Annotated in this window: 28 protein-coding genes; 7 read left to right on the plus strand and 21 right to left on the minus strand. The window is 68.0% G+C overall.

Annotated features, from left to right (window positions below):
- Nucleotides 1–93: 93 nt before the first annotated feature.
- Genes ACW18B_RS07135 through ACW18B_RS07145 form a run of 3 tightly spaced genes read left to right on the plus strand, consistent with a single transcriptional unit; the run spans nucleotide 94 to nucleotide 1,819 of the window.
- Complete coding sequence (locus ACW18B_RS07135; protein ID WP_492050716.1) at nucleotides 94–696, plus strand: DUF2975 domain-containing protein; 603 nt, start codon at nucleotides 94–96, stop codon at nucleotides 694–696.
- Nucleotides 696–944: a helix-turn-helix domain-containing protein gene (locus ACW18B_RS07140; RefSeq protein ID WP_492050718.1), complete on the plus strand. Its 249-nt coding sequence runs from the start codon at nucleotides 696–698 to the stop codon at nucleotides 942–944. Before ACW18B_RS07135 ends, ACW18B_RS07140 begins: the two co-directional genes overlap by 1 nt.
- Before the next feature lie 26 nt (nucleotides 945–970).
- A complete protein-coding gene (locus tag ACW18B_RS07145; RefSeq protein ID WP_492050720.1) occupies nucleotides 971–1,819 on the plus strand; it encodes an alpha/beta fold hydrolase in 849 nt (282 codons plus the stop codon).
- 1 nt (nucleotide 1,820) lies between these two features.
- On the opposite strand, the gene trxB is transcribed toward ACW18B_RS07145, so the two are convergent.
- A complete protein-coding gene (gene trxB, locus ACW18B_RS07150; RefSeq protein WP_492050722.1) occupies nucleotides 1,821–2,828 on the minus strand; it encodes a thioredoxin-disulfide reductase in 1,008 nt (335 codons plus the stop codon).
- 60 nt (nucleotides 2,829–2,888) lie between these two features.
- Between trxB and ACW18B_RS07155 the strand changes: the two genes are divergently transcribed.
- Nucleotides 2,889–3,104: a hypothetical protein gene (locus tag ACW18B_RS07155; protein WP_492050724.1), complete on the plus strand. Its 216-nt coding sequence runs from the start codon at nucleotides 2,889–2,891 to the stop codon at nucleotides 3,102–3,104.
- Between the two features lie 20 nt (nucleotides 3,105–3,124).
- Here the strand turns inward: ACW18B_RS07155 and ACW18B_RS07160 are convergent, their stop codons facing one another.
- Nucleotides 3,125–3,358, minus strand: coding sequence for a type II toxin-antitoxin system HicB family antitoxin (locus ACW18B_RS07160; protein ID WP_492050726.1), 234 nt, complete (start codon nucleotides 3,356–3,358; stop codon nucleotides 3,125–3,127).
- 426 nt (nucleotides 3,359–3,784) lie between these two features.
- On the opposite strand from ACW18B_RS07160, the gene pseI reads away from it, so the two are divergent.
- Complete coding sequence (gene pseI, locus ACW18B_RS07165; RefSeq protein ID WP_492050729.1) at nucleotides 3,785–4,840, plus strand: pseudaminic acid synthase; 1,056 nt, start codon at nucleotides 3,785–3,787, stop codon at nucleotides 4,838–4,840.
- 12 nt (nucleotides 4,841–4,852) lie between these two features.
- On the opposite strand, the gene ACW18B_RS07170 is transcribed toward pseI, so the two are convergent.
- The 17 genes from ACW18B_RS07170 to ACW18B_RS07250 form a co-directional block, all read right to left on the minus strand.
- The gene (locus ACW18B_RS07170; RefSeq protein ID WP_492050730.1) at nucleotides 4,853–5,713 is read right to left on the minus strand and encodes an SDR family oxidoreductase; all 861 of its coding nucleotides are present in this window, start codon (nucleotides 5,711–5,713) and stop codon (nucleotides 4,853–4,855) included.
- 49 nt (nucleotides 5,714–5,762) lie between these two features.
- Complete coding sequence (locus ACW18B_RS07175) at nucleotides 5,763–7,064, minus strand: NAD(P)-binding protein (protein ID WP_492050732.1); 1,302 nt, start codon at nucleotides 7,062–7,064, stop codon at nucleotides 5,763–5,765.
- A 220-nt stretch (nucleotides 7,065–7,284) separates the two neighbouring features.
- A complete protein-coding gene (locus tag ACW18B_RS07180) occupies nucleotides 7,285–7,998 on the minus strand; it encodes a hypothetical protein (RefSeq protein WP_492050734.1) in 714 nt (237 codons plus the stop codon).
- An 87-nt stretch (nucleotides 7,999–8,085) separates the two neighbouring features.
- Nucleotides 8,086–9,072, minus strand: a complete 987-nt coding sequence (pseG, locus tag ACW18B_RS07185; RefSeq protein ID WP_492050736.1) for a UDP-2,4-diacetamido-2,4,6-trideoxy-beta-L-altropyranose hydrolase — start codon at nucleotides 9,070–9,072, stop codon at nucleotides 8,086–8,088.
- Entirely contained in the window at nucleotides 9,069–9,785 is a 717-nt protein-coding gene (locus ACW18B_RS07190) for a cytidylyltransferase domain-containing protein (RefSeq protein ID WP_492050738.1), read from the minus strand. Before ACW18B_RS07190 ends, pseG begins: the two co-directional genes overlap by 4 nt.
- Nucleotides 9,786–9,987: 202 nt before the next feature.
- Entirely contained in the window at nucleotides 9,988–10,251 is a 264-nt protein-coding gene (locus ACW18B_RS07195) for a GIY-YIG nuclease family protein (RefSeq protein ID WP_492050740.1), read from the minus strand.
- A 219-nt stretch (nucleotides 10,252–10,470) separates the two neighbouring features.
- Entirely contained in the window at nucleotides 10,471–11,724 is a 1,254-nt protein-coding gene (locus tag ACW18B_RS07200; RefSeq protein ID WP_492050742.1) for a mitochondrial fission ELM1 family protein, read from the minus strand.
- A 103-nt stretch (nucleotides 11,725–11,827) separates the two neighbouring features.
- Entirely contained in the window at nucleotides 11,828–12,301 is a 474-nt protein-coding gene (greA, locus tag ACW18B_RS07205) for a transcription elongation factor GreA (protein ID WP_492050744.1), read from the minus strand.
- Between the two features lie 135 nt (nucleotides 12,302–12,436).
- Complete coding sequence (locus tag ACW18B_RS07210; RefSeq protein ID WP_492050746.1) at nucleotides 12,437–14,044, minus strand: methyl-accepting chemotaxis protein; 1,608 nt, start codon at nucleotides 14,042–14,044, stop codon at nucleotides 12,437–12,439.
- Nucleotides 14,041–14,388, minus strand: coding sequence for a hypothetical protein (locus ACW18B_RS07215; protein WP_492050747.1), 348 nt, complete (start codon nucleotides 14,386–14,388; stop codon nucleotides 14,041–14,043). The genes ACW18B_RS07210 and ACW18B_RS07215 overlap by 4 nt, the downstream gene beginning before the upstream one ends.
- Nucleotides 14,389–14,496: 108 nt before the next feature.
- Nucleotides 14,497–15,159 (minus strand): glutathione S-transferase family protein, encoded by a 663-nt coding sequence (locus ACW18B_RS07220; RefSeq protein WP_492050749.1) that lies wholly within the window; start codon nucleotides 15,157–15,159, stop codon nucleotides 14,497–14,499.
- Between the two features lie 101 nt (nucleotides 15,160–15,260).
- Nucleotides 15,261–16,487, minus strand: a complete 1,227-nt coding sequence (locus ACW18B_RS07225; protein WP_492050751.1) for a TraB/GumN family protein — start codon at nucleotides 16,485–16,487, stop codon at nucleotides 15,261–15,263.
- Nucleotides 16,488–16,517: 30 nt separating this feature from the next.
- Nucleotides 16,518–16,796 carry a DUF1294 domain-containing protein gene (locus ACW18B_RS07230; RefSeq protein ID WP_492050753.1) on the minus strand — a complete coding sequence of 93 codons (279 nt, stop codon included), beginning with the start codon at nucleotides 16,794–16,796 and terminating at the stop codon, nucleotides 16,518–16,520.
- Nucleotides 16,796–17,224 carry a hypothetical protein gene (locus ACW18B_RS07235; protein WP_492050755.1) on the minus strand — a complete coding sequence of 143 codons (429 nt, stop codon included), beginning with the start codon at nucleotides 17,222–17,224 and terminating at the stop codon, nucleotides 16,796–16,798. The genes ACW18B_RS07230 and ACW18B_RS07235 overlap by 1 nt, the downstream gene beginning before the upstream one ends.
- A gap of 352 nt (nucleotides 17,225–17,576) precedes the next feature.
- On the minus strand, nucleotides 17,577–20,867 hold the full coding sequence (gene carB / locus ACW18B_RS07240) for a carbamoyl-phosphate synthase large subunit (protein ID WP_492050756.1): 3,291 nt from the start codon (nucleotides 20,865–20,867) through the stop codon (nucleotides 17,577–17,579).
- A 367-nt stretch (nucleotides 20,868–21,234) separates the two neighbouring features.
- A complete protein-coding gene (locus ACW18B_RS07245; protein WP_492050758.1) occupies nucleotides 21,235–22,410 on the minus strand; it encodes a patatin-like phospholipase family protein in 1,176 nt (391 codons plus the stop codon).
- A 130-nt stretch (nucleotides 22,411–22,540) separates the two neighbouring features.
- Complete coding sequence (locus tag ACW18B_RS07250; RefSeq protein WP_108504542.1) at nucleotides 22,541–22,747, minus strand: cold-shock protein; 207 nt, start codon at nucleotides 22,745–22,747, stop codon at nucleotides 22,541–22,543.
- 309 nt (nucleotides 22,748–23,056) lie between these two features.
- On the opposite strand from ACW18B_RS07250, the gene ACW18B_RS07255 reads away from it, so the two are divergent.
- Complete coding sequence (locus ACW18B_RS07255) at nucleotides 23,057–23,227, plus strand: hypothetical protein (RefSeq protein ID WP_492050759.1); 171 nt, start codon at nucleotides 23,057–23,059, stop codon at nucleotides 23,225–23,227.
- 5 nt (nucleotides 23,228–23,232) lie between these two features.
- Here ACW18B_RS07255 and pgsA read toward each other — a convergent pair whose 3' ends face one another.
- Nucleotides 23,233–23,850, minus strand: coding sequence for a CDP-diacylglycerol--glycerol-3-phosphate 3-phosphatidyltransferase (gene pgsA / locus ACW18B_RS07260; protein ID WP_492050761.1), 618 nt, complete (start codon nucleotides 23,848–23,850; stop codon nucleotides 23,233–23,235).
- Nucleotides 23,851–24,052: 202 nt separating this feature from the next.
- Here pgsA and ACW18B_RS07265 point away from each other — a divergent pair, with 202 nt between their 5' ends.
- Entirely contained in the window at nucleotides 24,053–25,699 is a 1,647-nt protein-coding gene (locus ACW18B_RS07265; protein WP_492050763.1) for a sensor histidine kinase, read from the plus strand.
- Here the strand turns inward: ACW18B_RS07265 and ACW18B_RS07270 are convergent.
- Nucleotides 25,686–26,243: a hypothetical protein gene (locus ACW18B_RS07270; RefSeq protein ID WP_492050765.1), complete on the minus strand. Its 558-nt coding sequence runs from the start codon at nucleotides 26,241–26,243 to the stop codon at nucleotides 25,686–25,688. The two genes, ACW18B_RS07265 and ACW18B_RS07270, sit on opposite strands and share 14 nt — an antisense overlap.
- Nucleotides 26,244–26,281 lie beyond the last annotated feature (38 nt).

Here is a 26,281-nt window from a genome sequence, read left to right on the forward strand (position 1 = left end):
GCAGGACTTGTTTTTCCGACGGGTTTGAACTGCCGTCACATATCGTTTGACAGAAAGTTTTTTCTGTTTGATCGTGGTGTCGCGGAGGACGCCATGGCTACGATCGTCAAGTTGCAACCGCCTGTTCGCAGGCCGGTGAAGCCGCCCGAAAGCGTCGCCCAGCGCCGGGTGCGGATCGGTAGCGGCTGGATCGCCGGATTGTTCACCGGCCTGTTTTCGCTGTCGGCCCTGATCCTGGCGGTAGCGATCGGCGTGATGCTGTTCTATCGTGGCGAACTGGTCCGGATCGGGCCCGACAACTGCTATATCGGCGAGGCGCCGGCCAATACTGTGGCGTTCGGTTCGCTGCCGCTGGTTCATCGCCTGGTCTATGTGCTGGTCGGCATCGTGCGGGCGACCCCGATCCTGATGATCTTCTGGAGCCTGCGCGCGCTGTTTGGCCACTATGCCAGTGGCGAAGTGTTTTCCAAGGCCGCCGCGGTGCGCTTCGGCGCGATCGGCGCCTGGCTTTGCGCCTATGCCGTCTCGCCGTTCCTTTGTCATCTGGCGCTCAGCGCCACCGGCTACGAGATCGACAAGAACTGGGCCCATATGGCCAGCCTGCAGGCCTTTGTGCTGGGGTTGCTGGTGCTGGTGATCGGCCAGGTGATGCAGGTCGGCCGCGAAATCGAGGAAGATCGGGAGGCGTTCGTCTGATGCCTATCGTCCTTCGCCTCGATGTGATGCTGGCCCGCCGTAAGGTGCGCTCCAACGTCCTGGCCCGCGCCATCGGGATCACCGACGCCAACCTCTCGCTGCTGAAGTCCGGCAAGGTGAAGGGCGTCAAGTTCGAGACCCTGGAGGCCATCTGCGCCTATCTGAGCTGCCAGCCCGGCGACATCCTCGAATACCAGCCCGAGCAACCGCCAGACGTCCAAGGCCATGAGCTGAAACGCGTCGGCTGACGACGCGCAGAACCGGAGATCTTTCGATGAGAATTTCAACGTCCGCCCGGGCGATCGCGGCCGGCTGCCTGCTGTTCTGCGCCACCCGCGCGACGGCGGCGCCCAGGTTCCTGGACGTCGACGGCGGCAAGCTCGCGTACGAGACCTGCGGCGCGGGACCTCAAGCCGTTGTTCTGCTGCATGACGGCATCCTGCACTCGGCCGCCTATGACGAGGTGTGGCCGCTGCTCTGCCAGCGCTATCGCGTCATGCGCTATGACCGACGCGGCTATGGCGCATCGCCGGCGTCTTCTGGTCCCTATACGCCGGCCGTGGACCTGGCCGCGCTGATGAAGGCGGTCGACATGCCGCACGCCACCCTGGTGGGGTCATCTTCGGGCGGCGGCGTGGCTGTGGATTTCGCCCTGGCCCATCCTGAGGCGGTTGATCATCTGGTGCTGGTCGGCCCGTGGGTGAGCGGCTTCGACGCGTCCTACGGCTTTCTGGCGCGCACCCTCAAGCTCTTGGTCCTGTTCAAGCTGGGGGCGGTCAACAGCGCCGTGAAGGACCCCTACATCCTGACCAAGGGCGCGAGGGCCGAACGCAAGCGTGTGGCCGACCTGCTGCGCGCCTACCCTGGCAATGTCACCGCCGGGACCCGGGAACAGCCGCTGGCGGCGGACATGCCGCGCCTGGGCGAAATCCGCGCGCCGACCCTCATTCTGGTCGGCGCGGTCGATATCAAGGACGTGCAGGAGCAGGCCAAGGCGATCGAGGCCGCGGTCCCGGGCGCACATCGGATCATCGTGCCGGCGAGCGGGCACCTGATGTATCTGGAGCGTCCGGAGGCCTTCGCGGACTACGTCATCGACTTCATCAACGCGCCGCGCCGCTAGATCACCAGACCCCGATCTTCTCGGCCTCGGCGTGGCTGATCGGGTGGTGGGCCTTCCTGTGGTCTTCCTCGGCCAGAAAGCGGACGGCTTCCAGGGCGGCCATGCAGCCCATGCCGGCGGCGGTGACGGCCTGGCGGTAGATGTCGTCGGTGACGTCGCCGGCCGCATAGACGCCGGCGATCGCCGTCGAGGTGGTGCCGGGCTTGACGGTCAGATAGCCGCCCGCATGGGTTTCCAACTGGTCCTTGAACAGCTCCGACGACGGGGCGTGGCCGATGGCGATGAACACGCCGTCGCACTTCAGATCGGTCGTCTCGCCGGTCTTGACGTTCTTCAGCCGCACGCCCGTGACCCCCATGGGATCGGTGTCGCCGGTGACCTCGTCGATGGCGCTGTCCCAGACCACCTCGATCTTGGGATGGGCCAGCAGGCGCTCCTGCAGGATCTTTTCCGCCCGCAGCTCGTCCTTGCGGTGCACCAGGGTGACCTTGCTGGCGAAGCTGGTCAGGAACAGGGCCTCCTCGACGGCCGTGTTGCCGCCGCCGACCACCACGACCTCCTTGTTGCGATAGAAGAAGCCGTCGCAGGTGGCGCAGGCGCTGACGCCAAAGCCCTGGAACCGGCTCTCGCTGGGCAGGCCCAGCCACTTGGCCTGGGCGCCGGTGGCGATGATCACCGTCTCGGCCAGCCAGTCCTGGCCGCTGTCGGTGGTGATGTGGAACGGCCGCTTGGAGAGGTCGGCGCTCAGCACGATGTCGGTGACGAACTCCGTGCCGACATGCTCGGCCTGGGCCTTCATCTGGTCCATCAGCCACGGGCCCTGGATGACGTCGGCGAAGCCGGGATAGTTCTCGACATCGGTGGTGATGGTCAGCTGACCACCGGGTTGCAGGCCGGCGATCAGCACCGGCTGCAGCAGGGCGCGCGCGGCATAGATGGCGGCGGTGTAGCCGGCGGGGCCTGAACCAATGATCAGGCAGCGGGTGTGGCGGGGTTCGGGACTGGTCATGGGCGCTGATATAGTGTGAATTCGTCGCAGTGGCGATAACAGCCACGGGAGGAAACCATCATGAAGCGCGGAGTTTTTCTGGGCCTGGGTCTGGTTGTTCTGTTCCTGGGCCTGGCCAATTTCTGGATCGGCCATGTCGCGCTCGGCGCGGCGCTGATCGCGCTGTTCGCCGGCCTGGTCGCCGTCTCGGCGGCGATCACCTGGCGCGAACGTCAGGCGTCGGGGCGTGACCAGCCGCGCAAGGTCACCGAGATTGACGCCTCGTCCATGATTTAGCGGTTAAGGCGCCGGTCAGCCTAACCCGCGCGGCGCACGCGTCGGTAATAGGGATCGGGAGGGGGGATTTTGCGGCCTTCAGCGCGCGCCTGTTCAATCCACTCGGCGATAGCGCCCTGAACGTTTTGCACGGCCTCGGTTTCGGTTTCTCCATCCGACATGCAGCCGGGGAGGTCCGGGACGGTCGCAAGAAAGCCGCCGCCATCCTCGGCGGAGATCGGCTCGACGATGACGCTGTAGGTCGCGTTAGGCATCGTTGGCGGGTCCCATTGCCCGTCTAATGTAGGTCACAAGATGTTTTATGTACACGGGCTTGATGGGGCGACGGGCCGGAATCGTAAGGATTTCAGGGGCTGTAGGGTGAGAGATTTTATAGTGCGAGCCGCCTCCTGACGGCGCTGTGCAGGTCACGCCAAAATAACGGCAGACCAATTCCACATCGGCAATGCGCCAATCCCCGATAGGGTTCTGCGCCATGGCGGCGAAGAGCTTTTCTGCCTGTGACAAATGGCCCCCGCAACTGTGTTGAAACGCGCTCACCATAGGCTGGATCTTGCCGAAAGCTGTCTGGTGGAAATTTCTAGACTGATCCCTTGAGGTTGTATCGTCTGCGCCGGTTGACGCCTCGTCCATGATTTAGCGGTTAAGTGGGCGGAAACCTCGTTTTCGAGCGCCGCCCCATGACCGCTTCCCCCTCGATCACCATTGCCGGCCGTCCGATCGGCGCCGACCACGCGCCCTATGTGATCTGTGAACTGTCGGGCAATCACAACGGCAGCCTCGAGCGCTGCCTGACCATGGTCGACGCCGCCGCCGCCACCGGCTGCGACGCCATCAAGATCCAGACCTACACCGCCGACACCATCACCCTGGATGTCGACCGGCCCGAGTTCAGGATTCACGGCGGGCTATGGGACGGCCGCACGCTCTATGAGCTCTATCAAGAGGCCCAGACGCCGTTCGAATGGCATGCGGCGATCTTCGAGCGCGCCCGGCAGCGCGGGGTGACGATCTTCTCCAGCCCGTTCGACGAGACGGCGGTGGATCTGCTCGACAGCCTGGGCGCTCCGGCCTTCAAGATCGCCTCGTTCGAGGCCGTCGACATCCCGCTGATCCAGTACGCCGCCAGCAAGGGCAAGCCGCTGATCATCTCGACCGGCATGGCCAATCTGGACGAGATGGAGGCGGCGCGCGACGCCGCGCTCTCCGCCGGGGCCGCCGGCGTGATGCTGCTGCACTGCGTGTCCAGCTATCCTTCGACCTTCGCCGACGCCAATGTGCGGACGGTGGCCGACATGGCCCGGCGCTTTGGCTGCCCCGTCGGCCTGTCGGACCACACGCCGGGCTCGGCCGCCTCGGTGGCGGCGGTGGCGGTCGGGGCCTGCGCTGTGGAAAAGCATTTCACCCTGGCCCGGGCCGACGGCGGCCCCGACGCCGCCTTCAGCCTGGAGCCGCTCGAGTTCAAGGCCCTGGTCGACGACTGCAAGAACGCCTGGTCGGCGCTGGGCGCGGTCAATTACGACCTGCTGGGCTCCGAGCGCGGCAGCCTGCTGTTTCGCCGCTCGCTCTATGTCACCGCCGACGTCAAGGCCGGCGAGCCCCTGACCCGGGCCAATATCCGCTCGGTTCGCCCCGGCAACGGCCTGCCGCCGGTCGAGCTGGACAAGGTGCTGACCGGCAAGGCCTCGCGCGACCTCAGCCGCGGCGAGCCGCTGGACTGGTCGATGGTGGGGTAGGGGGCTTCGCCCTCACCCGTTCCGCAACAACCCCAGCCGCTTGCCGACGATCCGGTCGAGGGTCCGTTTGGGCAGGACGCCGGTCATGAACACCTGGAACGGGTCGGGCGTGACCACGTAGCGGGTCTTGGGACGGGGCGTCGTCAGCGCGGCGTGCACGACCTCGCCGATCCTCTCCGGCGGCAGGCCGGACTTGCCCAGCGACAGCATGAAGGCCCGCAGGCGCTCAAGGGCCGGCGCATAGACGGTGTTGGCGTAGCGGCTGACATCGACCTTGTCGGCCTTGTCCCAGATCGGCGTGGCCACCGCGCCGGGCGCGACGATCACCACCTCGACCCCGAACGGCATCATTTCGCGCCGCAGGGATTCCGACAGGCCCTCAAGCCCGAACTTGGTGGCGCAATAGGGACCCATGAATGGATTGGCGTTCTTGCCGCCGACCGAGGAGATGTTGACGATCCGGCCCGGATCCTTGCGCGCAGGCGATTGCGCGCCCAGCAGCGGCGCGAAGGCCTGGGTGGCGATGACCACCCCGGTCAGGTTGACGTCCAGTTGCTGGCGAAACTCGTCGACCGACAGATAGAGCAGGGGGCCGGCGACCGCGATGCCGGCATTGTTGACCAGGCCCGTCAGGGTGTCGCCCTTGAGCGCGGTCTGGACCTTGCGGGCGGCCGCGCGAACCGCGACCTCGTCGGTGACATCGAAGACCATCGGCGTGAAGGCCGGGCCGAACGCGCTCCGCAGGCGCTGGGCGTCGGCGGCCTTGCGGACGCTGCCGAACACATGGAAGCCCTGTGCGATCAGCACCTGGGCGGTGGCCCAGCCGATGCCGGTGGACACGCCGGTGATCACGACGGACTTGCGTGGACTCATAGGATTGTCTCCCCCTGACTTGGGGGGAAGATGACGGAAGTGAACGCTGTTATCCAGTGGCCAGCGATGATGCGGGCGACACCCGCGCGCTCATGCCGTCGCGGCGTCCGTTCATCGCCGCCGCCGGGCTGCGCCGAGCGGTCGCGAGGGCGGCGCTGACCTGCGCCAGTTTGGCGGTCTTGGCATGGCGCTCCCAGGCGCAGGGAATGAAATGGTCGCCGAACCTGTGGTTCAGGGCGTCGCGCAGCGCCTTTTGCCCTTCGATGAAGGCCATCGAGGGATAGATCTCGCGGGGCTGGATGTCGCTGTGCAGCAGCGCCCCGACCTTCAGCGCGCCAAAGCCCGACAACAGCACCCGCATCTCGGTGGGCAGGTGGTTCAGGTCGGCCTCGCGCACGCATTCGGCCGTCGCCAGGGTCTGGCCGCCACTCTGGTACAGAGAGACCCGGAAGGCCGCGCCCTGGGCGGTGAAGTTCTGGACATGGACCGGGCAGGGACCGTCAAACGTGACGGCGAAGACGTAGGTGAAGCAGCTCTTGGTCGCCAGGTTGGGCGTCGGCAGGCCAAGAGGCTTGAGCAGCGGGGTCGGATCAGCGGTCCAGACCACCGTCTCGTCGGCCTGCGGCGCGGCCAGCAGGGCGCAGGGCGAGGCCAGGACGTTCAGCTCGACCTTGACGCCCAGCCGGTTCAGGGCCGCGTGGCACGTATCGAACAGGGCCGAAAAGCCGCCGACGGGCAGGCTCGCGGTCAGGTTGGCGCCGTGGCCCGACAGGCCGCGCGGAATGCCGTACAGGTCGTCCGCCCAGGGATCGCTCGCCTTCATCGCCGCCAGCGCGCCCAGGTCGGCGGTGGCGGGGAACACCCGGTTGATGGCCAGGGGGCGGGCGGCCTCGCCATGCACCGTGTCCAGATCGACGTCCAGGCGCCAGCGGCAATAGGCCTCCAGCCGGGTTGCGATCGCCTCGGGATAGGCGGCGATGCGGGCGGCCAGACTGTCACTCGCCGGCTTGACGATCCGGGTCACCGCGCAATCCACGGTCGGCCCGCCGAAGTCCCAGGTGAACACCCGGCGGCCGTCAGCCCCCAGGCTGACCGAGCCGAAGCGGTTGTCGAAGGTCTCGAACCGGGCGCCGTGGGCTGTCAGGGTCTCGACGATGGGATCGCCGGGGCCGCCGAAATCGTCGCAGCGGTCGCGCATCTCGCGGCCATGAACCACCTTGGGCCGGGCTTCGCCGCCCAGGGTCGCGAACCGCTCCTGGATCGTGATGTCGCGCCAGCCCAGGCGATGGGCCTCGAAGGCCGCCAGGATGCCGGTCAGGCCGCCGCCGACGATGCGCACGCGATCGCTCATGAGACCGAGCGCCCGTCGACCCGCGGCGTCTCCGGCCCGGTGGCGCCGGCGAACGCCCCGGCAGGGTTCAGGCCCTCAAGGTCGGGCTGTGCGGGCATGGCGATCAGAGTCCGGGCGTGAAATGTCAGGCCGAAGACTCCGGGTGAAGGCCCGAAGACTTTGTTAAAGATCGTCCGTTCACGGCGGGCGCTTTGTCGCACCTCGTCGTGTCACTGCCCGTCTAACGCCGTCGCACATTGGCTTCAGGCGTCAGCCAACTGCCCTGCAGTTTCACGCCGCAGGGGGATGAGCCCAGACGCAGATCGCCCTGGCGGTCCCTGGGCTTTCGACCGGGCCCGAACACGACGGAGCACTTGAACAGGGGGACATAGGCGGCGCCGGGCGACACCCCGCCGCCGGCCGCCTCGCCGGGCGCGCCCTGATAGGCCGCCGCGACCTGGTCGAAATAGGCCCGCTTCTCCGGATCGATCGGCGCGGCATAGGCCTGCGCCGAAGTGCTGCGTCGGCCCAGCGTCTCCGCGCAGGCCTGGCGCTCCTCGGGCGAGAGCTTGTTGAAGGTCGCGCGCGCGCATCCGACGCTGGCGCGAAGCGCCGCGCGCAGGGTGTCGGGGGCGACAAGGCCAGGCGGCGCGGGGGTTCCGGGCTGGGCTGGTGTCGGCGGGGCGGGGCTCGGTGCGAGGTCGCGCGTCGCCTCGGCGGGGGTGTCAGGTCCGGTCCGGGGCTGAGGAGGTCGCGTGGCCGGCGCCGTCTCTCTCGTCCGGTCCGGTCTGAAGGGCTCCACCAGGGTCACCGACAGGACCGCCAGATCGGCTTGTGGGCCCGGCAGGCGGGGCGAGGCCTGTCGGGCCAGCCAGGCCAGGGCCAGGGCGTGGACGACCAGCGACAGGGCGACAAAGCCGTAAAGCCGGTTTCGTGACCGCCCAATCCCTGTCATCCGGTCCCCGAACCCGCGCCCCCTGCGCCGCAGACCTGGCGCGTGGCGCAGCAGATCCCGCCCCTGTGGCGAAAGCGCGGCAGGGGTTTAACGCTGTGGAAGCCGCTCCAGAAACGCCGCCGCCACCCGCGCCGCGCCGCCGCCGTCGCAGACCTGGGCGCTGGCCGTCGACAGGGACGCGCGCACGTCGGGTTCGGCGATCAGCCGGTCGATCTGCCGTCCAAACGCCGTGTCGAAGCCGCTAGCCGCGACGTCGAGGCACAGACTGGCGCCGGCGGCCGCCAGGGCCGTAGCGGCGGGGACCTGGTTGTCGGCCAGGATCAGGGTCAGGGTCGGCAAGGCCAGGGCGCAGCGCTCCCAACTGGTCGAGCCGCCGGCCCCGACGGCCAGGTCGGCTTTCAGGGTCAGCTGCGGCATGTCCGGGGTGTCGACATGCAGGACCAGGCGCGGATCGCTCATCGCCCTCAGGCGCGGCAGGCTGGGCGCGCCGCCGCCCAGCACCACGTCCAGCACGATGTCGTCGATGCGGGGCAAGAGCAGGTCCACGACCTGGCCGGTGATCCCGCCCACATCGGTCAGGCCCAGCGAGACCAGGATCCGCTTCACCCGGCCCCCGGCCGTCCGGCGGACCAGGGCCTGTTCGCGCAGGGCCGCGAAGGCGGGCCTCACGGGCGCATGGCGGGGCCCCAGCAGCAGGGCGGCCAGCGGCGGGACCAGACCGGCATAGTCTTCGGCGGTGCGGGCCGGGCCGGAGTCGAGCACCAGATCGGCCTCCAGCGGCCGGTTGGCCAGGTCGTCGATCACCAGGGTCGGACGGCCCCTGGCGCACGCGCGGTGGTCGGGGGCGGCCAGGCCATAGTGGTCGAAGACCACGGCGTCGAACGGCTCGGCGGCGGTGGTTCGCTGGGTGTCGGGGGCGAAGGCGTCCAGCACCGCCTCGACCGCCGGCCGGGCCAGAAAGGCGCAGGTCGCGCCCGCCTGGCTCAGGGCTTGGGCCAGGGTCAGGCTGCGCATCACATGACCGCCGCCCACGGCGGGCCCGGCGTCGCAGACGAAGAGGATGCGGGGGCTCATCCGCGCCGGTCCCCGCCGTACATCGCAAGGTCCGGCCGTCTGGCGACGAAGGCCTTGATGTCGGCCGAGCTGAACGCGCGATTGGCCGGATAGAGGTGGTCATAGACCGTGGCGACAAAGGCGTAGTCGTCGGGGCGGTCGATCGTCCAGCGGATCTCGCCCTCGCCGGGGGCGGCCGGCAGCCAGGCGATCTTCCACTGATCTGGGGTGTTCCGGACGCCCCAGGTGATGGGCTCGCGGGCCTGCTGGGCGTCAGCCCGGGCGGCCGCGCGACGCAGGCCGGCGGCGGTGATCACCTCGACCTCCAGCCCCCTGGGCCAGGCCGCGCCGTCGGGGCTGTTGCTCGTGCAGTCGGCGTCGCTCGACAGATGCAGGTCGATGGTGGCGTCGATCAGGTCGGGATCGGCCAGGGGGGCGTCGGCGGTCAGTCGCACCACATGGTCGGCGGGATGGGCGTCCAGCACACCGATGAAATGTTGCAGCCCCTTGCCCATGGGCCCGCGATGCACGGCGATCCCTTCGCGGCGCACGGCGGCCTCGATCGCGTCGTCCTCGGGCTGGTCGCTGGTGGCCACCACCAGCCGGTCGATGCGCCGCGAGCGCGCCACCCGCTCGATCTGCCGCACGATCATCGGCTGGCGCAGGATCGGCATCAGCGCCTTGCCCGGCAGCCGGGTGGAGCTCATGCGGGCCTGGAGGACGGCGAGGATCATGGGACAGGTATCGCCCGTTCCGATCAATTGACGCAACTCAAACCGCTTTTCCGGGCCTGGCGCCCAGGACCCAGGACCCAGGGCTGGGTTTGGTGATGCGCTGCCCCTTGCGCGCCGTCGGTGTGGGCGTTCACTCGCTTGATCAGAGCGAGCTGACGCATGGGTCCTGGGCACAAGGCCCAGGAAGTCGGGGGCTATTTGCCTATGGCAAGCCAGGACACAGGTCGTCCCAGAACGGGTTGTCGCGTTCGATCAGATTGATCTTCCACTGGCGCGGCCAGCGCTTAAGGCTGCGTTCCCGCTGGAAGGCCGTCGGCATGTCCTCGTGCGTTTCGTACCAAACTAGGCGGGTCAGCTTGTAGGTCTTGGTGAAGCCAGGAAGCAGTCCTTCTCTGTGCTCCCAAACGCGGCGCGTCAGATAGCCGGTCGCCCCGATGTACAGCGTGCCGAGTCGCTGGTTGGTCATGATGTAGACGGCTATCCAGTGACCTTCCCTTATGGGTTGAGTGTATCAAAAAATCAATTTGAAGCAATATCCATCGCCTTCCTCGCCCTTGTGGCGAGGACCCATGGCGTGGCTTGGTGTTGAGGTGCTTCAGCAGCGCGCCGCCAGTGTGGGCGTCCATTCGCCTTAGCCGCGCGAGCTGACGCATGGGTCCTGGGCACAAGGCCCAGGAAGGCGGGATTATTGAGGTTTGGGCTTGGCCTGAGGTTTCGCGCGCGGTTTGGCGGCGGCCTTGACCGGCGCCTTGGCCTTCGTCGCCGCCTTGGGCTTGGCCGAGGTCCTTGCGGCGGCGGGCGAAGCGGGCTTGGCGCGGGGTTTGCGCGCGGGCTTGGGTTTGGCTGGCGGTTCCGGCGCGACCTGAACCACGGGCTCCGGCGGCGTCTCGATGACCGGTTCGGGCGCAGGCTCGGCCTCAGCCAAAACCTCTTCAACCGCCGGCGTCTCGCCCCGCATTCGCGCGAGGACCTCGCGCGCCGCGCGGCCGGTTTCGTCGACGGGCTCATAGGTCCAGCCGTGGAACGCCCCGCCATAGGGCCGGGCCGCGCCCTGACGTTCCAGCTCTTCATGGAACAGGCGGAACTTGAGGCTCTGGCCCTCCATCTTCAGGATGAAGACGGGCTTGCCGGTCGAGGCGGCCTCGGTGGCCATGTTGGTGGAATCCTCGCTGACGAGGATGTAGTCGGCCGCCGCCAGGAAGGCGAAATAGGGGTTGGGGCCTTCGCCGTCCCAGATCAGGCCGGGCAGGTGGCGCAGGCGAGCGGTCAGCAGGGCCCGAGCCGGCTCGGGCGTGCGGCGCGAGAAGGTCATCAGCAGGGAGCCGCCTTCCTGCTCCAGCGGGATCTGGATCTGGTGAGCCATCTGGGCGGCGCGCTCGACCGGCAGATCAAAGGCCTTGGACTTGCCGCCCAACAGCACCGCCACGCGCGGACGGGGCAGGGCGTCGAGCTGCGCCCTGAACTGGTCGTATTCGCTGGCCAGTCGTTGGTCCGTCACCCGGTGCGGCGAGCCGGTGATCGACAGGATGTTGTCGCCCGACAGCCGGTCGTGCTTGGGCGGGATCACCAGGTCGAACATCTGCGGCGGGACGCGCGGATCCTGGATCTGGACCACGAAGGTCTTGCCGCCCGACCAGCGCTTGGCGCGGATCGACAGGGGCAGGGTGGCGCGGCCGGCGGCGATCCACAGATCGGGCCAGGGAGCCTTGATGTCGCTCTCGGGGGTCAGCCAGTGTCGCGGCAGCAGGTTCAGCCACCAGGGCAGACGGCCGATGCGGCCGGTCCAGCCGACCCGCTTGATCTCGACCCGGGCCTCCTGGCCGCCCGCGCGCGCCGCGCGCGCCACCGCCTCGGCCAGACCGACAGCTTGGGCCTCGATGCCGGCGCGACCATCCGAGATGGCCCAGAGGATCAGTGGAGGCGGGGCGGGTTTCTTCAAGACGGTATCCGGCGCGCAGTCATGCAAACAAGGCCGCCCCAGGGGGGCAGCCTTGCTCATGGCCTCGCTTTATGGCGCGGGTGGGGCCGTGGAGCCAGAGGCTCTACAGCCACTCCACCTTGAGGATCTCGTAAGCCTTGACGCCGCCGGGGGTATAGACCTCGACAACCTCGCCGACTTCCTTGCCGATCATCGCGCGCGACAGCGGCGAGGACAGCGAGATGCGGCCTTCCTTCACGTCGGCTTCGTGGTCGCCGACGATCTGGTAGCGGGCCTCTTCCTCGGTGTCCTCGTCGACGACGCTGACCGTCGCCCCGAATTTCACGTGACTGCCCGACAGCTTGGAGACGTCGATCACCTGCGCACGGGCGATCTTGTCCTCGATCTCGGCGATACGGCCTTCGATCCAGCCCTGACGCTCCTTGGCCGCGTGATATTCGGCGTTTTCGGAGAGGTCGCCATGCTGGCGCGCCTCCGAAATCGCCGCGATCACGGCCGGACGTTCGATCGTCTTCAAACGCTTCAGTTCATCGTCGAGGGTTTGATAACCCCCGGCGGTCATCGGCACTTTTTCCATTGCGGATTTTAGCTCGGTTCGCCGAATGAGGAGTATTCGTCCGATCGCTGGCGCGCGCGACCGGGGGCTGAAAGGATAAGAGGGGCGTTCAGGATAAGCAAGGGGGCGAGGCTGCCCTTGAGTGAACTGTATCCCTTAGGCCCTCAGTCGTTCAGGAACCCGACCCCCGCCCTGGGCCGGCAGCTGGAACTGCGCGACCAGCTCGGCCAGGCCCGCCGCATCGGCGTTCAGGGCGCGGGTGGCGGTGGCGGTCTCGTCGACCATGCCGGCGTTTTCCTGCAGCACATGATCCATCTGGTTGACCGCGCCGTTCACCTGGCTGAGGCCCTGGGCCTGGCTCTGGGCCGAGGCGGCGATGTCGGAGACCAGCGAATCGATCTCGGCGATCTGGGCGACGATGCGGTCCAGGGCCTCGCCGGTGCGACCCACCAGACCGACCCCGGCCTCGACCTGCTGGGTGGAGGTGGAGATCAGGGTCTTGATCTGCCTGGCGGCGTCGGCCGAGCGTTGGGCCAGGGCGCGGACTTCCTGGGCGACGACCGCGAAGCCGCGACCCGCCTCGCCCGCCCGGGCGGCCTCGACCCCGGCGTTCAGGGCCAGGAGGTTGGTCTGGAAGGCGATCTCGTCGATCACGCCGATGATGTTGGTGATCTGGCTGGAGCTGTGCTCGATGGCTCCCATGGCGGCGACGGCCTCGCTGACCACCTCGCCGGAGCGGCGGGCGTCAGTGCGGGCCTGGGCGACCACCTGGGCGGCCTTCTTGGCGCCGGACGCGGTCTGACCGACCGTGGTGGTGATTTCGTCCATGGCGGCCGCGGTTTCTTCCAGGCTGGCGGCCTGGCGCTCGGTGCGCCGCGACAGCTGGACGGCGGCGTCGGCGATCTTGTCGGAGCCCTGTTGTACGCCGACCACGCGGCCGTCGATGACGATCAGGGCGTCGGCCAGCTTGGTGGCGGCGGTGTTGAAGTCGGCGCGAAGGGTTTCGAAGGCCTCGGCGAAGCGGGTGTTGAGGCGGATGCTCAGGTCGCCCTGGGCCAGGCGCGAGAGAGCCTGGGCGAGAGCGGCGACGGCGTCGGTGCGCTGACGCTCGGTGGCGGCCTGGGTCTCGGCATGTTGCACCCGACCGGTCTCCTCGGAGCGGCGGGCCGCCTCGGCGGCCTCATTGGCGCTGCGGGCCTGGCCGACGGCGTCCTCGGCCTTGGCCAGGGCGGCGGCCGAGATGGCGAACATCTGGCTGACGCTGGAGGTGACGGCCATCAGCACGCCGGCCTCGACGATCAGGATCACGGCGTGGACGATCACCCGGCCCAGGCTGGCCGAGCCGGGGAAGACGGCGGCGGGCAAGAGGTAGCTGAGGCCCAGATGGTGGACGGCGACGGTGGCGGCGGCCGCGGCGATCACCATCCAGTCGCAATAGATGACCAGCATGGCCAGGGCGGCGAAATAGGCCATGTGCATGTCGGTCTGCCAGGCGTGGCCGCCCAGGGCCGCGACCAGCAGGGACACCTGCGCCATCAGGGCCACGCCGGTCAGGGCGCGTCCCGTCGAGCCGCTCGGCGCCAGGCGCAGGGCCAGGGTCGCGCCCGCCGCGGCGATCAGGCTGGCGATGGCGATGCCCAGGATCGGGCCATGGACGCTCAGACGCGCCCCGAGCACGATGGGCGCCATCAGCCAGGTCGCCAGTACGATCATCCGGCCTCCCGCCCGGCGTTGGGCTTCGAGGCTCGAAAAGGTGAAGGTCATAGGCTTGCTTCCTTGGGCGCACAGATGCCCGCGAGGTCGGGATCAAGGATCAACAGGGCGCCGGCCGACCGGGCGCGGTGCGCCAGGTCGGCCGCGTCGCCGCGGAGAATGAGGATGAAGGGCGCGCCGCCGGCGGCGGCGATGTCGCCGGCCGAACCGGCCGCCGCGAAGGCCTGGGACGGGGTCCACCACGGCGGGAACACCGCCGCGACGCGAGAGGGATCGCGTGGGGCGGCGTTGACGCCGACGGCCGCCAGCAGGCCGGCGGCAATCGCCAGGCTGGTGGCGATCACCAGAGTGAGGACCTGGGTCTCGTTACCGGCGGTTTTGGTTGTCTGGACCATGGAGGTTCACGCCCTCGCCATCCGAGGGATTGTCGAATGTGGCGTTCACCAAGTCACAATGAGGGTTCAATTTGTCTTAACCCTGGCGCGGGTGCGACGTTGTGACTGTCAGGCGTAGTCGTAGGGGCCGCCCCGCTTCAGGGCCGCCTGATAGGCGGGGCGGGCGTGGATGCGATCCAGGAACGCTTTGACCTTCGGGCGCGAGGCGGCCCCCGCCCGGGCCGCGCCGGCCTCCAGCGGGAAGCTCATCATGATGTCGGCGGCGGTGAAGGCCTCGCCGGCGAACCAGGCCGACCTGGCCAGTTCATCGTCCCAGTAGTCGATATGGGCCTTCAGCTGCGGATCGATGAACCCGCTCTGGGCCTTGTTGGCCACGGCCTTGACCAGCCCGCGCAGCAGGCCCGGCGCCCGGGTGGGCAGGGCGGTGAACACCAGCTTCAGCAGCAGCGGCGTCATCGCCGAGCCCTCGGCATAGTGCAGCCAGTAGGTGTAGCGCAGGCGCTCGGCGGTTCCGGCCGGCGGGATCAGCCGGCCCTGGCCGTAGGTGTCGAGGATGTAGTCGATGATCGCCCCGGTCTCGGCGATGACCTTGCCGTTGTCGGTGATCACCGGCGACTTGCCCAGCGGGTGGATGGCCCGCAGCTCCACCGGGGCCAGCATGGTCTGGGGGTCGCGCTCATAGCGCTTGACCTCGTAGGGAACGCCCAGCTCCTCCAGCAACCAAAGCACCCGCTGGCTGCGGGAATTGTTCAGGTGATGGACGATGATCATGGCGTGAGGGCTCCGCTTTTGCCCCAGAGTGGCGGGGCGCCGCGCGCGTCAGTCAAGGTGGGATCGGCGCCTGGCTTCGTCGAGGCCCATAACCCACCGCGTTAGGGAGCGCGCGGCGGGGCCCAGTCAGAGCCGCGCACGACGCCGACAAGGCGCACATAGTCGGTGGCCGGGGCCTTGGGATCGTCGGGGACAAAGTTCTGACCCATGGTGGTCGTCACGGTCACGAAATCCGGGCCGGTCGCATAGGGCGACCCCGGCGCGGCCAGGTCGAACAGGGTGACGCTGCCAGGCGTCGTGGCGGCGCGCAGGTCGGCCGAGCCCTCGACCTTGATGATCGGGCCGTCGGCGTTGAACTGGTCCATGCGCATCATCTTTACGCCGGTGGGCAGGGGCGCGGGGATGACCACGGTGCTGTCGAGCAGCACCAGCGCGATGCTGACCATCGACTTGGCGGCCGGCAGAGTCGACTGGCGCACGCGGGCGGCGAACGGCGGGGCCTTGTTCACCGGGGCCTGCAGCACGTGATAGACGCCCCACAGCCCATAGGCCGGGCGATCGCCCAGCGCGCCGGACGTCACCAGGTGCTCATAGCCGGCGAAGATGGTGCTCTCGCGATTGCCGCCCCCCGCGCGCTGGGTCAGGCCGGCCTTCAGGGCCGCGCGGGTGACCGGATCGCCGCCGGAAGAGGCGTTCAGCCACAGCAGAGCCAGAGCCGCGCGGTCCTTTTCGGTTTTGACGGCCGCGAAGTCTTCAGCGCTGGGCTTGGCGCCGGCGGCGGTCAGCCAGTCCAGCAGCAACGGCCAGTCCTGAATGGCGTCCAGACCCCAAAAACGGATGCGTCTATCGGCCGGCAGGGTCTGGTTGAGAGCGCGGATCTTGCGGATCTTGTCTTCGAACAGCTGGTTGCCCCACTGGGCGGTGTTGGTCCAGAAATCGAACACCCGGTCCAGATCGGCCTCGTCGCCGGTGGCCAGATAGCGGTTGAAACGCTCGGCCTGGACCGGATCGATCTCGGCCACATAGTCCCTCAGCCCCACCCGGCGATTGAGCTGCGTCAGCAGTTGCAGGTCGATGGCCTGGGGCGCCGCGGCGCCATGGCTCTCGCCCAGCAGGATCAGCCGGGCGCCATAGAGATCGGCCGGCAGGTTCAGACTCAGCGGACCGGTCACCGGGCCCGAGGCGACGATGTGGGCTTTCAGATAGTCGACCTTGGCCGGCTCGATCGTCTCGACCAGGGCCTCGGCGGGCAGGGGCGGCGGCATCTGGGCGCGGGCGGCGGCGGCCGGGGCGAGGGCGACAAGCAGGGCGGTGAGGAAAAGGCGCATGGCCTTTTAACGCACGCCCTGCGCGAGCTTTCAATCGGGCGCGAACCGCACCGCAGCCATGACGACGAGAGTGATCGTTTGCAGGAACAGGATGAGCATCAGCCAGGCGCTGAAGGGCTGCTTGCGGGTCTTGTGGCGCAGGGTGTGGCGGGCCAGGAGGGCGGCCGGGCTGCCGCCCAGGGCCGCCAGGGTCAGCAGGGTGCGTTCGGGGATGCGCCGCTCGCGCCGTCGCGCCGCCGCCTTGTCCCAGCCGAAGACGGCGAAGGTCAGCAGATTGATTCCCAGGATGGCGATGGCGAGCAGCAGCATCAGGACGCGTCGAGCGGCCGCAGATCCGGCTCCACCCAGCCGCGCCGGGCCTCGACGCTGAACAGCCGTTCGCGCGACCAGAAGGTCAGCGGCCAGGCCTTGTCGCCCATCGGGGTGGCCAGCAGGCGGGCGGCGGCTTCGCTGTCGCCGAGGCCGGGCGGCAGGGCGGCGACGAAGGCGCGGATGGCGGTAAGATAGGCTTGGGTGATGGTCTCGTGATAGCCGCTGGTATCGTCATTCACCCCGCCGACGGCGACGTTGTAGCTGCGGATGATCTCCGGCATGTCGCGCTCCAGCCCGGCGTCACGGGTGCGCACCAGCCGCAGGGTGGCGGTCAGATGCGCGGCATGGGTCCACTGGTCCTTGGGCAGGGAGTGGTCCAGCAGGCGCGCGGCGAGGGCGGCGACTTGCGCGTCGGTGTAGGTCATCAGCGCAGCTTAGCGGGGGCGGCGGGCCGGCTCAATTGGGGCTCGTAACACCCTCGCGATGATCGCGCCGTTCAGGGGCGGGATCGTCAAGAGGGGGTGCTGGCGGGCACAGACCTTCAATAAATTCAGAAATCTTGCCTTCCTGGGCCTTGCGCCCAGGATCCACGGTTCAGGAGCCGCTGAGTTGGGTCCGGATTCTGGGCCTTTCAGCCTCAAACAGCTCAAGACATCAGAGCCTGCCGCTGGCATGGGTCCTGGGCACAAGGCCCAGGAAGGCAGGGTCTTTTAGCGCCTTGATCCATGGGCGACGGTCCCGCCCTGCGGGGGCGGGACCGTCGCGGCTGCGTCGCCGCTAGTAGCTTTGCAGCGGCCGCACATCCAGCGCTTCAGCCGGGGCGATGGCGATGGCCTGGGCCGCCGCCAGGGCGCCGGCTGAGGTGGTGTAGTAGGGCACCTTCATCATCAGGGCGGTGCGGCGGATCTCGAAGCTGTCTTCCAGGGCCTGCTTGCCTTCGGTGGTGTTGAACACCAGCTGCACGCCGCCGTTCTTCATCAGGTCGACAATGTGCGGCCGGCCTTCCAGCACCTTCTTGACGTAGTCGACCTCGATGCCCTGGGTGGCCAGATAGGCGCGGGTGCCTTCGGTGGAGATCACCGTAAAGCCGGCCGCCTGCAGCAGGCGCACGGGCTCGACGATCCACGGCTTGTCGCTTTCCTTGACCGAGACGAAGGCGGTGCCTTCGCGGGGCAGGGTGACGCCGCCGCCCAGCTGGCTCTTGGCGAAGGCGCGGGCGAAGGCGGGGGCCATGTCGGCCTCGCCCTCGCGCTTCCAGTCCAGACCCATGACCTCGCCGGTCGAGCGCATTTCCGGGCCCAGCACCGTATCGACGCCGGCGAAGCGGGCGAACGGGAAGACCGCTTCCTTGACCGCGATATGGTCATAGGGCTTGTCGACCAGGCCAAAGCTTTTCAGCGTCTCGCCGGCCATGATCCTGGCGGCGATCGCGGCCACCGGCTGACCAATCGTCTTGGCCACGAACGGCACCGTGCGCGAGGCGCGGGGGTTCACTTCCAGCACATAGATGCGCGGGTTGGCCGAGTGCGGCTCCTCGATGGCGAACTGCACGTTCATCAGGCCGCGCACGTTGAGGGCCAGGGCCATCTTGACGGTCTGGCGCTTCAGTTCTTCCACGGTCTCAGCGCTGAGCGAGAAGGGGGGCATCGAACAGGCGCTGTCGCCCGAGTGGACGCCGGCTTCCTCGATATGTTCCAGCACCCCGGCCACGAACACGTCGGTCCCGTCGCACAGGGCGTCGACGTCCACTTCCGTGGCGCGGCTCAGATAGTGGTCCAGCAGGATCGGGTGCTCGAACGAGATCTCGCCGGTGTTGAGGATGTAGCGTTCCAGCTGCTCGTGATCGCGGATGATCTCCATGCCGCGGCCGCCCAGCACGTAGGACGGGCGCATCACGAACGGGAAGCCGATCTCTTCGGCGGCCACGCGGGCCTCGTCCCAGGTGCGGGCGATGGCGTTTTCGGGCTGGGCGATCTTCAGGCCGTCCAGCAGCTGCTGGAAGCGCTCGCGGTCCTCGGCCAGGTCGATGGCGTCGGGGCTGGTGCCCAGGATCGGCACGCCGGCCTCTTCCAGGGCGTGGGCCAGCTTGAGCGGCGTCTGGCCGCCGAACTGCACGATGACGCCGGCCAGGGTCCCGTTGCTCATCTCGACATGCAGCAGTTCCAGCACGTCCTCGGCCGTCAGCGACTCGAAATACAGGCGGTCGGAGGTGTCGTAGTCGGTCGAGACGGTCTCGGGGTTGCAGTTGACCATGATCGACTCGATGCCGATCGCATCCAGGGCGAAGGCCGCGTGGCAGCAGCAATAGTCGAACTCGATGCCCTGGCCGATGCGGTTGGGACCGCCGCCCAGAATGACCGCCTTCTTGCGGTTGGTCGGCAGGCTTTCGCACTCGGGAACCTGGCCCAGGGCGCCGGTCTCATAGGTCGAATACATGTAGGGCGTGGTGGCGGCGAACTCGCCGGCGCAGCTGTCGATGCGCTTATAGACCGGGCGCACGTTCAGGTCCTGGCGGGCCAGGCGAACGGCCTTCTCGGTCGAGCCGGCCAGCTTGGCCAGGCGGGCGTCGGAGAAGCCTTGCGCCTTCAGGGCGCGGAACCCCTGGGCGTCGGTGGGCAGGCCGCCGGCCCGGATCCAGCCTTCCTGGCGGATCAGCTCGGCGATCTGGCGCAGGAACCAGGGCTCGTAGGAACAGGCGGCGTTGACCTCTTCCACGGTCAGGCCGTGGCGGAAGGCCTGGGCGATGACGCGGATGCGGTCGGGGGTGGGCATGCCCAGGGCGCGGATCACCGCGGCCTTGCCGGCGTCGGGATCGTCGGCGCCGTGGATCTCGATTTCGTCAAAGCCGGTCAGGCCGGTTTCCAGACCGCGCAGGGCCTTCTGGACGCTTTCCTTGAAGGTGCGGCCGATGGCCATCACCTCGCCGACCGACTTCATGGCGGTGGTCAGGCTGGCTTCCGAACCCGGATACTTCTCGAAGGCGAAGCGCGGGATCTTGGTGACCACATAGTCGATGCTGGGCTCGAACGAGGCCGGGGTGGCGCCGCCGGTGATGTCGTTCTTCAGCTCGTCCAGGGTGTAGCCGACGGCCAGGCGCGCGGCGACCTTGGCGATCGGGAAGCCTGTGGCCTTGGAGGCCAGGGCCGAGGAGCGCGACACCCGCGGGTTCATCTCGATCACGACCATGCGGCCGTCGGCCGGATTGACCGCGAACTGGACGTTGGAGCCGCCGGTCTCGACGCCGATCTCGCGCAGCACGGCGATCGAGGCCGCGCGCATCCACTGATATTCCTTGTCCGTCAGGGTCAGGGCCGGCGCGACGGTGATGCTGTCGCCGGTGTGGACGCCCATGGGGTCGATGTTTTCGATCGAGCAGACGATGATGCAGTTGTCAGCGGTGTCACGCACCACCTCCATCTCGTACTCTTTCCAGCCCAGGACGCTCTCTTCGATCAGCACCTCGGTGGTCGGCGACAGGTCGAGCCCGCGCAGCACGATCTCCTCGAATTCCTCGAGATTATAGGCGATGCCGCCGCCGGTGCCGGCCAGGGTGAAGCTGGGGCGGATGATGGCGGGCAGGCCGACAAAGGCCAGGCCTTCGCGGGCCTCGTCCATGTTGTGGGCGGCCTTGGACTTGGGGCTTTCGAGGCCCAGCTTGTCCATGGCGTCGCGGAATTTCTGGCGGTCCTCGGCCTTGTCGATGACCTCCGCTTTCGCCCCGATCATCTCGACGCCGAACTTGGCCAGGGTGCCATTGGCTTCGAGCGCCAGGGCGGTGTTCAGGGCCGTCTGGCCGCCCATGGTGGGCAGCAAGGCGTCAGGGCGTTCCTTTTCGATGATCTTGGCGACCATCTCCGGGGTGATCGGCTCGATATAGGTCGCGTCGGCCACGTCCGGGTCGGTCATGATCGTGGCGGGGTTGGAATTGACCAGGATGATCCGGTAGCCCTCGGCGCGCAAAGCCTTGCAGGCCTGGACGCCGGAATAGTCGAACTCGCACGCCTGGCCGATGACGATCGGACCGGCGCCGATGATCAGGATCGAGGAGATGTCTGTTCTTTTAGGCATAGGAAACTCGCGCGCAGAGACACGGTCGCGCACATCCGCGCGCCCGCTGCCGACCATCTTGCAGGTTAAGGCGCCCGTTTAGAGACGGAGTCGGGTCGGCGCAAGTCCCGAACCCGGGTGTGGGGTTAACGGGGTTTTGGGCGAACGCGGCTCGCTGTCGCGCAGGCTGATCTGACAGGCCGATCCCGTCAGGCCGCCGGGCGCGTCCGGCCTTGCAGACGGCGCGGGTCGTCCAACGGGCGGGCGTCGTCGAAACGCCGCCGCGCTAGGACAAGGCGCGTGAAATCGGACTCACGCGCCTTGCTCTAGATTTTTGTTTTCGCGCCGCTTTCGCGGAAAACCGGCGTCCACTTTTCCGCGCGACGCTTTAGTTCTGAACGTGGTCGACCGGCGGGGCTTCCACCGGAACTTCCGGGGCGTTCCAGGCCTTTCCCGTCGAGGCGCGCTCATAGCCCAGCTTGAACAGCGCCTCGCGCGTGGAGGCCTTGAAGTCCAGGCCCGAGGTGTCGAGGTCGACGCCGTCGGGAATGGCGGCAAACAGCAGGCCGCCGCCATTGCGACGGGCGAAGGCGGCGCTGGCGGACAGGTGGGTGCGCAGCAGGGCCTTGCTCATGGTGGCCCAGGACCGGCTGATGATCGACAGGGTGCCGCCCGGGGTGAAGGCGAATTCGCCGCCGATCTTGCCGTTGACGATCACCCGGATATTGCCCGGCCGGGCGACGCCCTGTTCGGGCGTGGTCCACAACAGAAGGGCTTCGGGGGCGACGAAGAACGGAATGGTGACGCCGCCGTCGACATGCATCTCCGACAGTTTGCGGCCCTCGCCCTCGACCTCGACCAGGGTGGGCGGGAAGACGCCGGGGATGCTGGAGGAGGCGACCAGCACGTTCTGGAACAGTTTCAGCGCCGCCTCGTCGCCGCGCGAGGCGATGGCCCCCATGTCCCAGATCACCGTCTGCTCGGTGTCGAGATTGGTGGTGGCGATCAGCAGCCGCCGGCCCCGGGCGTGCTCGACGGCGACGGCGTACAGGAGCGGCGGATCGACATATTTCTCCACCAGGTCGCTCAGGGCCTCGGTGTTGTAGAAGCCGGGCCGGTAGAAGATGTCCAGGCCCCGGCGCTTGAGGATCTTGCCCGCCGCGTCGCCGGTATAGGCCTGGGTCAGGCGCTTGTCCCAGTCGGGGCCGAGGAAGGCGAAGGGGGCGGTCAGGGCCCCGGTGCTGACCCCGGTGACGATGTCGAACTCGGGCCGATCGCCGGCCTTGGTCCAGCCCACCAGCACGCCGGCCCCATAGGCGCCGTTGGAGCCGCCACCCGAGATGGCCAGCACATCGAAGGCCTTCTGGTGGCTGACCCGGTTCCGGGCGGCTTCGGCGAAGCGGACGGCGGCGCCGGCGTCGCTGGCGTTGAAACGGATGCCGGTCAGGCCCTGCGGGGCGACGCCGGTGATCTCGGTGGCGGTGAAGGCGTTGCGGGGCAGCGAGCCGCAGGCGGCCAGGGTCAGGCCAGCCAGCAGGATGATCAGGAGCCGGGCTATGCGCATGCCGTTCAACCGGGTCTGTGAGGATGGCGGCAGACTATAAGCCGTCGGCCAAAACGCAAATAGGCCGGCGCAAGCGCCGGCCTATAGGAAGCTTTGAAGGGCCGCAGCGAACCACGGCCTTCTGACTGGATTAAGCTTGCAGCTGGCCAGCGGACATCTTGCCGCTGCGCTTGTCTTGTTCCAGTTCGTAGGTGATCTTTTGACCTTCGTTCAGCGTGCGCATGCCCGCGCGCTCAACGGCCGAGATGTGCACGAAAACGTCCGAGCCGCCGTCATCCGGTTGGATGAAGCCGAAGCCCTTGGTGCCGTTGAACCACTTAACGGTGCCGGTAGCCATGGTGTGATAGTCCTTTGGATAGTAGTCGCCGCCGGAAGCGTTCCGTTCGTCGATCAAAGTTCGTTGGGGATCGGTAGGCGCGTCCGGCGCTTCCTCGAAGGAAGCATGGAATAGCAGGCCGAACGGCAGCGAATTCGATAGGACGATAATGGGGGCATAAGCGCGCGCCAGCAAGGGGAATCTTGGACGAGGCCTTTTGGGTCCGCCCAGCGCGAATTTCACGCCCCTTCGGGACGCCGTTCGCGAGGCCTTGCGGACGCCTTTATTGCGAGTCATTCTCAAAAAACGATCCAGACTCAGGAGGCGAGAATGGTGCTGAGAACGACGGGCGCGAGCTGGTTGACCCTGATGATGCGCGCCGAGCGAGCCCGGCATCCCAATTGGGGCGTCGACACCGACTGGCTGCTGTACGGGCCGGAGGATCCCGACGTGGTGGCGGACGAGAACGACCCGCCCCAGCAGCTGCTGGCGGCCGAATAGGGCGATCAGGTCAGGGCCTTGCGGGCCGCCTCCCAATATTGGGCGCCGGTGATCAGGGTGATGACGGCGGCCAGCCACAGCAGGCCGTGGATCGCCAGGGTGGCGGGGCCGACCACGTCAGGGGTGTCGGGCAGGCCGAAGGCCGACCACGAGGCCAGCACCATTTCCGCGCCGATCGCCACCAGCTGCAGGGTGGTCTTCCACTTGGCCAGCACGGTGACGGGCAGTTTCAGGCCCTTGCCGGCTCCCACTTCGCGCAGGGCGCTGACGGCGAATTCGCGAAACAGGATCAGGCCGGCCGGCAGCACGATCATGGCGTTGGGACCCAGCGCCATCAGGCCCAGCAGGGCGCCGCAGACCAGGATCTTGTCGCCGATGGGGTCGAGGATCGCCCCCCAGACCGTGACCGCGTTCAGCTTGCGGGCCAGCCAGCCGTCGAAGAAATCGGTGACGGCGGCGACCACGAAGGCCCAGAACGCCCAGCGTTCCAGCCGCAGCTGGTCCTGGGCCGTCAGGCGCTCGCTGAGCCAGGGCACGGCCCCCGCCGCAGCGGCCAGGGCCACGAACATGAACAGCGCCAGGACCAGGCGCGAGGCGGTCAGGATGTTGGGAAGATTCTTCATGATCCGGTTCTAACGCGGCAAACGGGCAAAGGGCTATGGGTTCGCCCGAAAGCACATTGGGCCGAGTTGGTCGTTTTTGCGTGACGTCTGGCCGAAACCGGCTTGCTATACAACCTTGAGAGATTGCACCGAATCTCGCCACCGACGGCCATTCGTCAGCATGGACATTCTCGATCGCTTTGCAGCCAGGATCCGCAAGAGCGTGAATTCCGTTCGCGGGCGTCTGGTGCTGCTGACGATCAGCCTGTTGATTCCGACCGTCTTGGCCATCGCCTTTCTGTTGGCCGGCGCCGAGCGTAAGGGTCGCGATCAATTGCAGGAGCAGTTGTTGACGACCGCCAGGGCGCTTTCAGGCGCCGCGGATCGCCAGGCTTCGGTGGGCATCGCGATTGTTGAAACCTTGGCTAGCGACCAGGCGCTCTTGGACGGTGACTGGAAGGCGTTCGACGCGCGCGCACGCCGGGTCGTGGTGGGGCGCGACGGCCGGGTGGTGATCACCAGAATCAACAAGCCGCAAGGCGGCCAGCAGGTCGTAAACACCGGTATCCCTTACGGGGCGCCTCTGCCTCAGGTTCACATTCCAGCGGAGGCGGTTCGCGACTTCAACGCTGGTGTGACCCGGGTGAGCAATCTGTCGCCGGGTCTTTCCGCCCAAAGGCCCGCGATCCTGGTCAGTACGGCCGTGACCATAGAGGGCGACGTCTATGTCGTGAGCTATGTGATCGAGGCCGCATGGTTCCTCTCGGTGTTTCGGGAGCAGCGCGTGCCCGACACCTGGGTGGCCAGCCTTTTGGATCGCAAGCAGAAGATCATTGCCCGGTCGGTCGAGCAGGAGCGGTGGGTTGGCCATGAGGTCGCGGGCGACAAGTTCCAGACCCTGCGGCAGTCCGACGAGGGCGTCGTGGCCGGCCCGTCGCTGGATCGTATCGAGAGCCTGGGAGCCCATGTCCGCTCGCAAAAGACCGGCTGGACTCTGTTGGTCACCATCCCGCGTACCGAACTGGCGCGGGCGAGGACCCCTTCAGCCTTCGCGGCGGCCGGCGTTTTCCTGTTCCTTCTGGCCCTGGGTCTTGGCCTGGCGCTGTTCTTGTCGCGCGGGATCAGTCGTGAGGTCGGGCAATTGGCCGCCGCCGCCCGCGCCATCGGCCATGGCGGTCAGGTCGTCATGCCGCCGCACGGCGGCCTGGAGGAGATCGACACGATCGGCGCGGCGCTCAGCGCCGCCTCCGGCGAGCTGCAGGTCCGCGAACAGCACCACACCCTGATGATCAACGAGCTGAACCACCGGGTGAAGAACACCCTGGCCACGGTTCAGGCCCTGGCCCGCCAGACCTTCGGCAAGGCTGACACCCGCTCGGTCGAGGTGTTTACCGACCGGCTGGTCGCCCTGTCGGGCGCGCATGACCTGCTGACGCGCGGCGGCTGGCGCGAGGCGGATCTGGGCGAGTTGATGGCGGTCTGCATGGCCGCCCATGGCGGGCGGATCCAGCGGGCCGGGCCGGCGGTCTCGCTGGATCCGCACACGGCGGTGTCCCTGTCGATGGTGTTCCACGAACTGGCCACCAACAGCGCCAAATATGGCGCCCTGTCGGCGCTGGCGGGTGTTGTCAGCCTCGTGTGGCGGATCGACCCGGAGACCCGGATCCTGACCCTCACCTGGACCGAGACCGGCGGTCCGCCGGTCACCGCGCCGGGCAAGCCCGGCTTTGGCACCCGCCTGATCGACGGCTCGATCCGTCGCGAACTGAAGGGCGAGGCCCGGTTTGATTTCCGTCCCGAAGGGCTGGCGTTCGAGGCCGCCCTGCCGTTGCCGCTGGTGGGCGGCGGGCGCTGGGTCAATCCTCGCTAGGGCCCGGCCCGTCCTGTCTCACGCCGTTGACCACGGTGTAACAGCGGCGCTTGCCCAGTTCCGTACCGCAAAAGCCGGGCTCTTCGGCCCCGTCATGCAGCGCCACCCAGCGATCGCGCCGGCACTGGAACCAGGCGCGCTGGAAGGCCAGATGCTCGACGTCCTCGGGGAACACCGGGACATCGTCCACCGAATAGAACCGCACCATGCCGGTCAGGCCGCCGAAGCTGCCGCGTCCATTGACCAGGCCGCACACCTGACCGGTTCGGGTCATCCATACCGCGCCCAGGTCCAGCGGGTTGGTCTGGTTCAGCCGGGCCTTCAGCCCGACCCGCACCTGGCTCCAGGCGGCCCGGGCCCGGGGCCGCTCGTCCAGCAACTGGCGCGGGGTCGGCGGCGGCAAGGGGGCCTGGGCCCGCTCGAACGCCACCAGGTCGGCCACCGCATAGGCCAGGCCGCCCAGCAGGCCCGTCACCACGACGATCGAGATCAGCCGCGCCACTCGCGGCGTGCGGCGCGGCCGGTCCCAGACGGGCAAGGTCATCGGCGTACTCCCCAGCGGCGACGCCGAACTTTGGGGCG

Source organism: Caulobacter sp. FV2ps19, assembly GCF_058681035.1.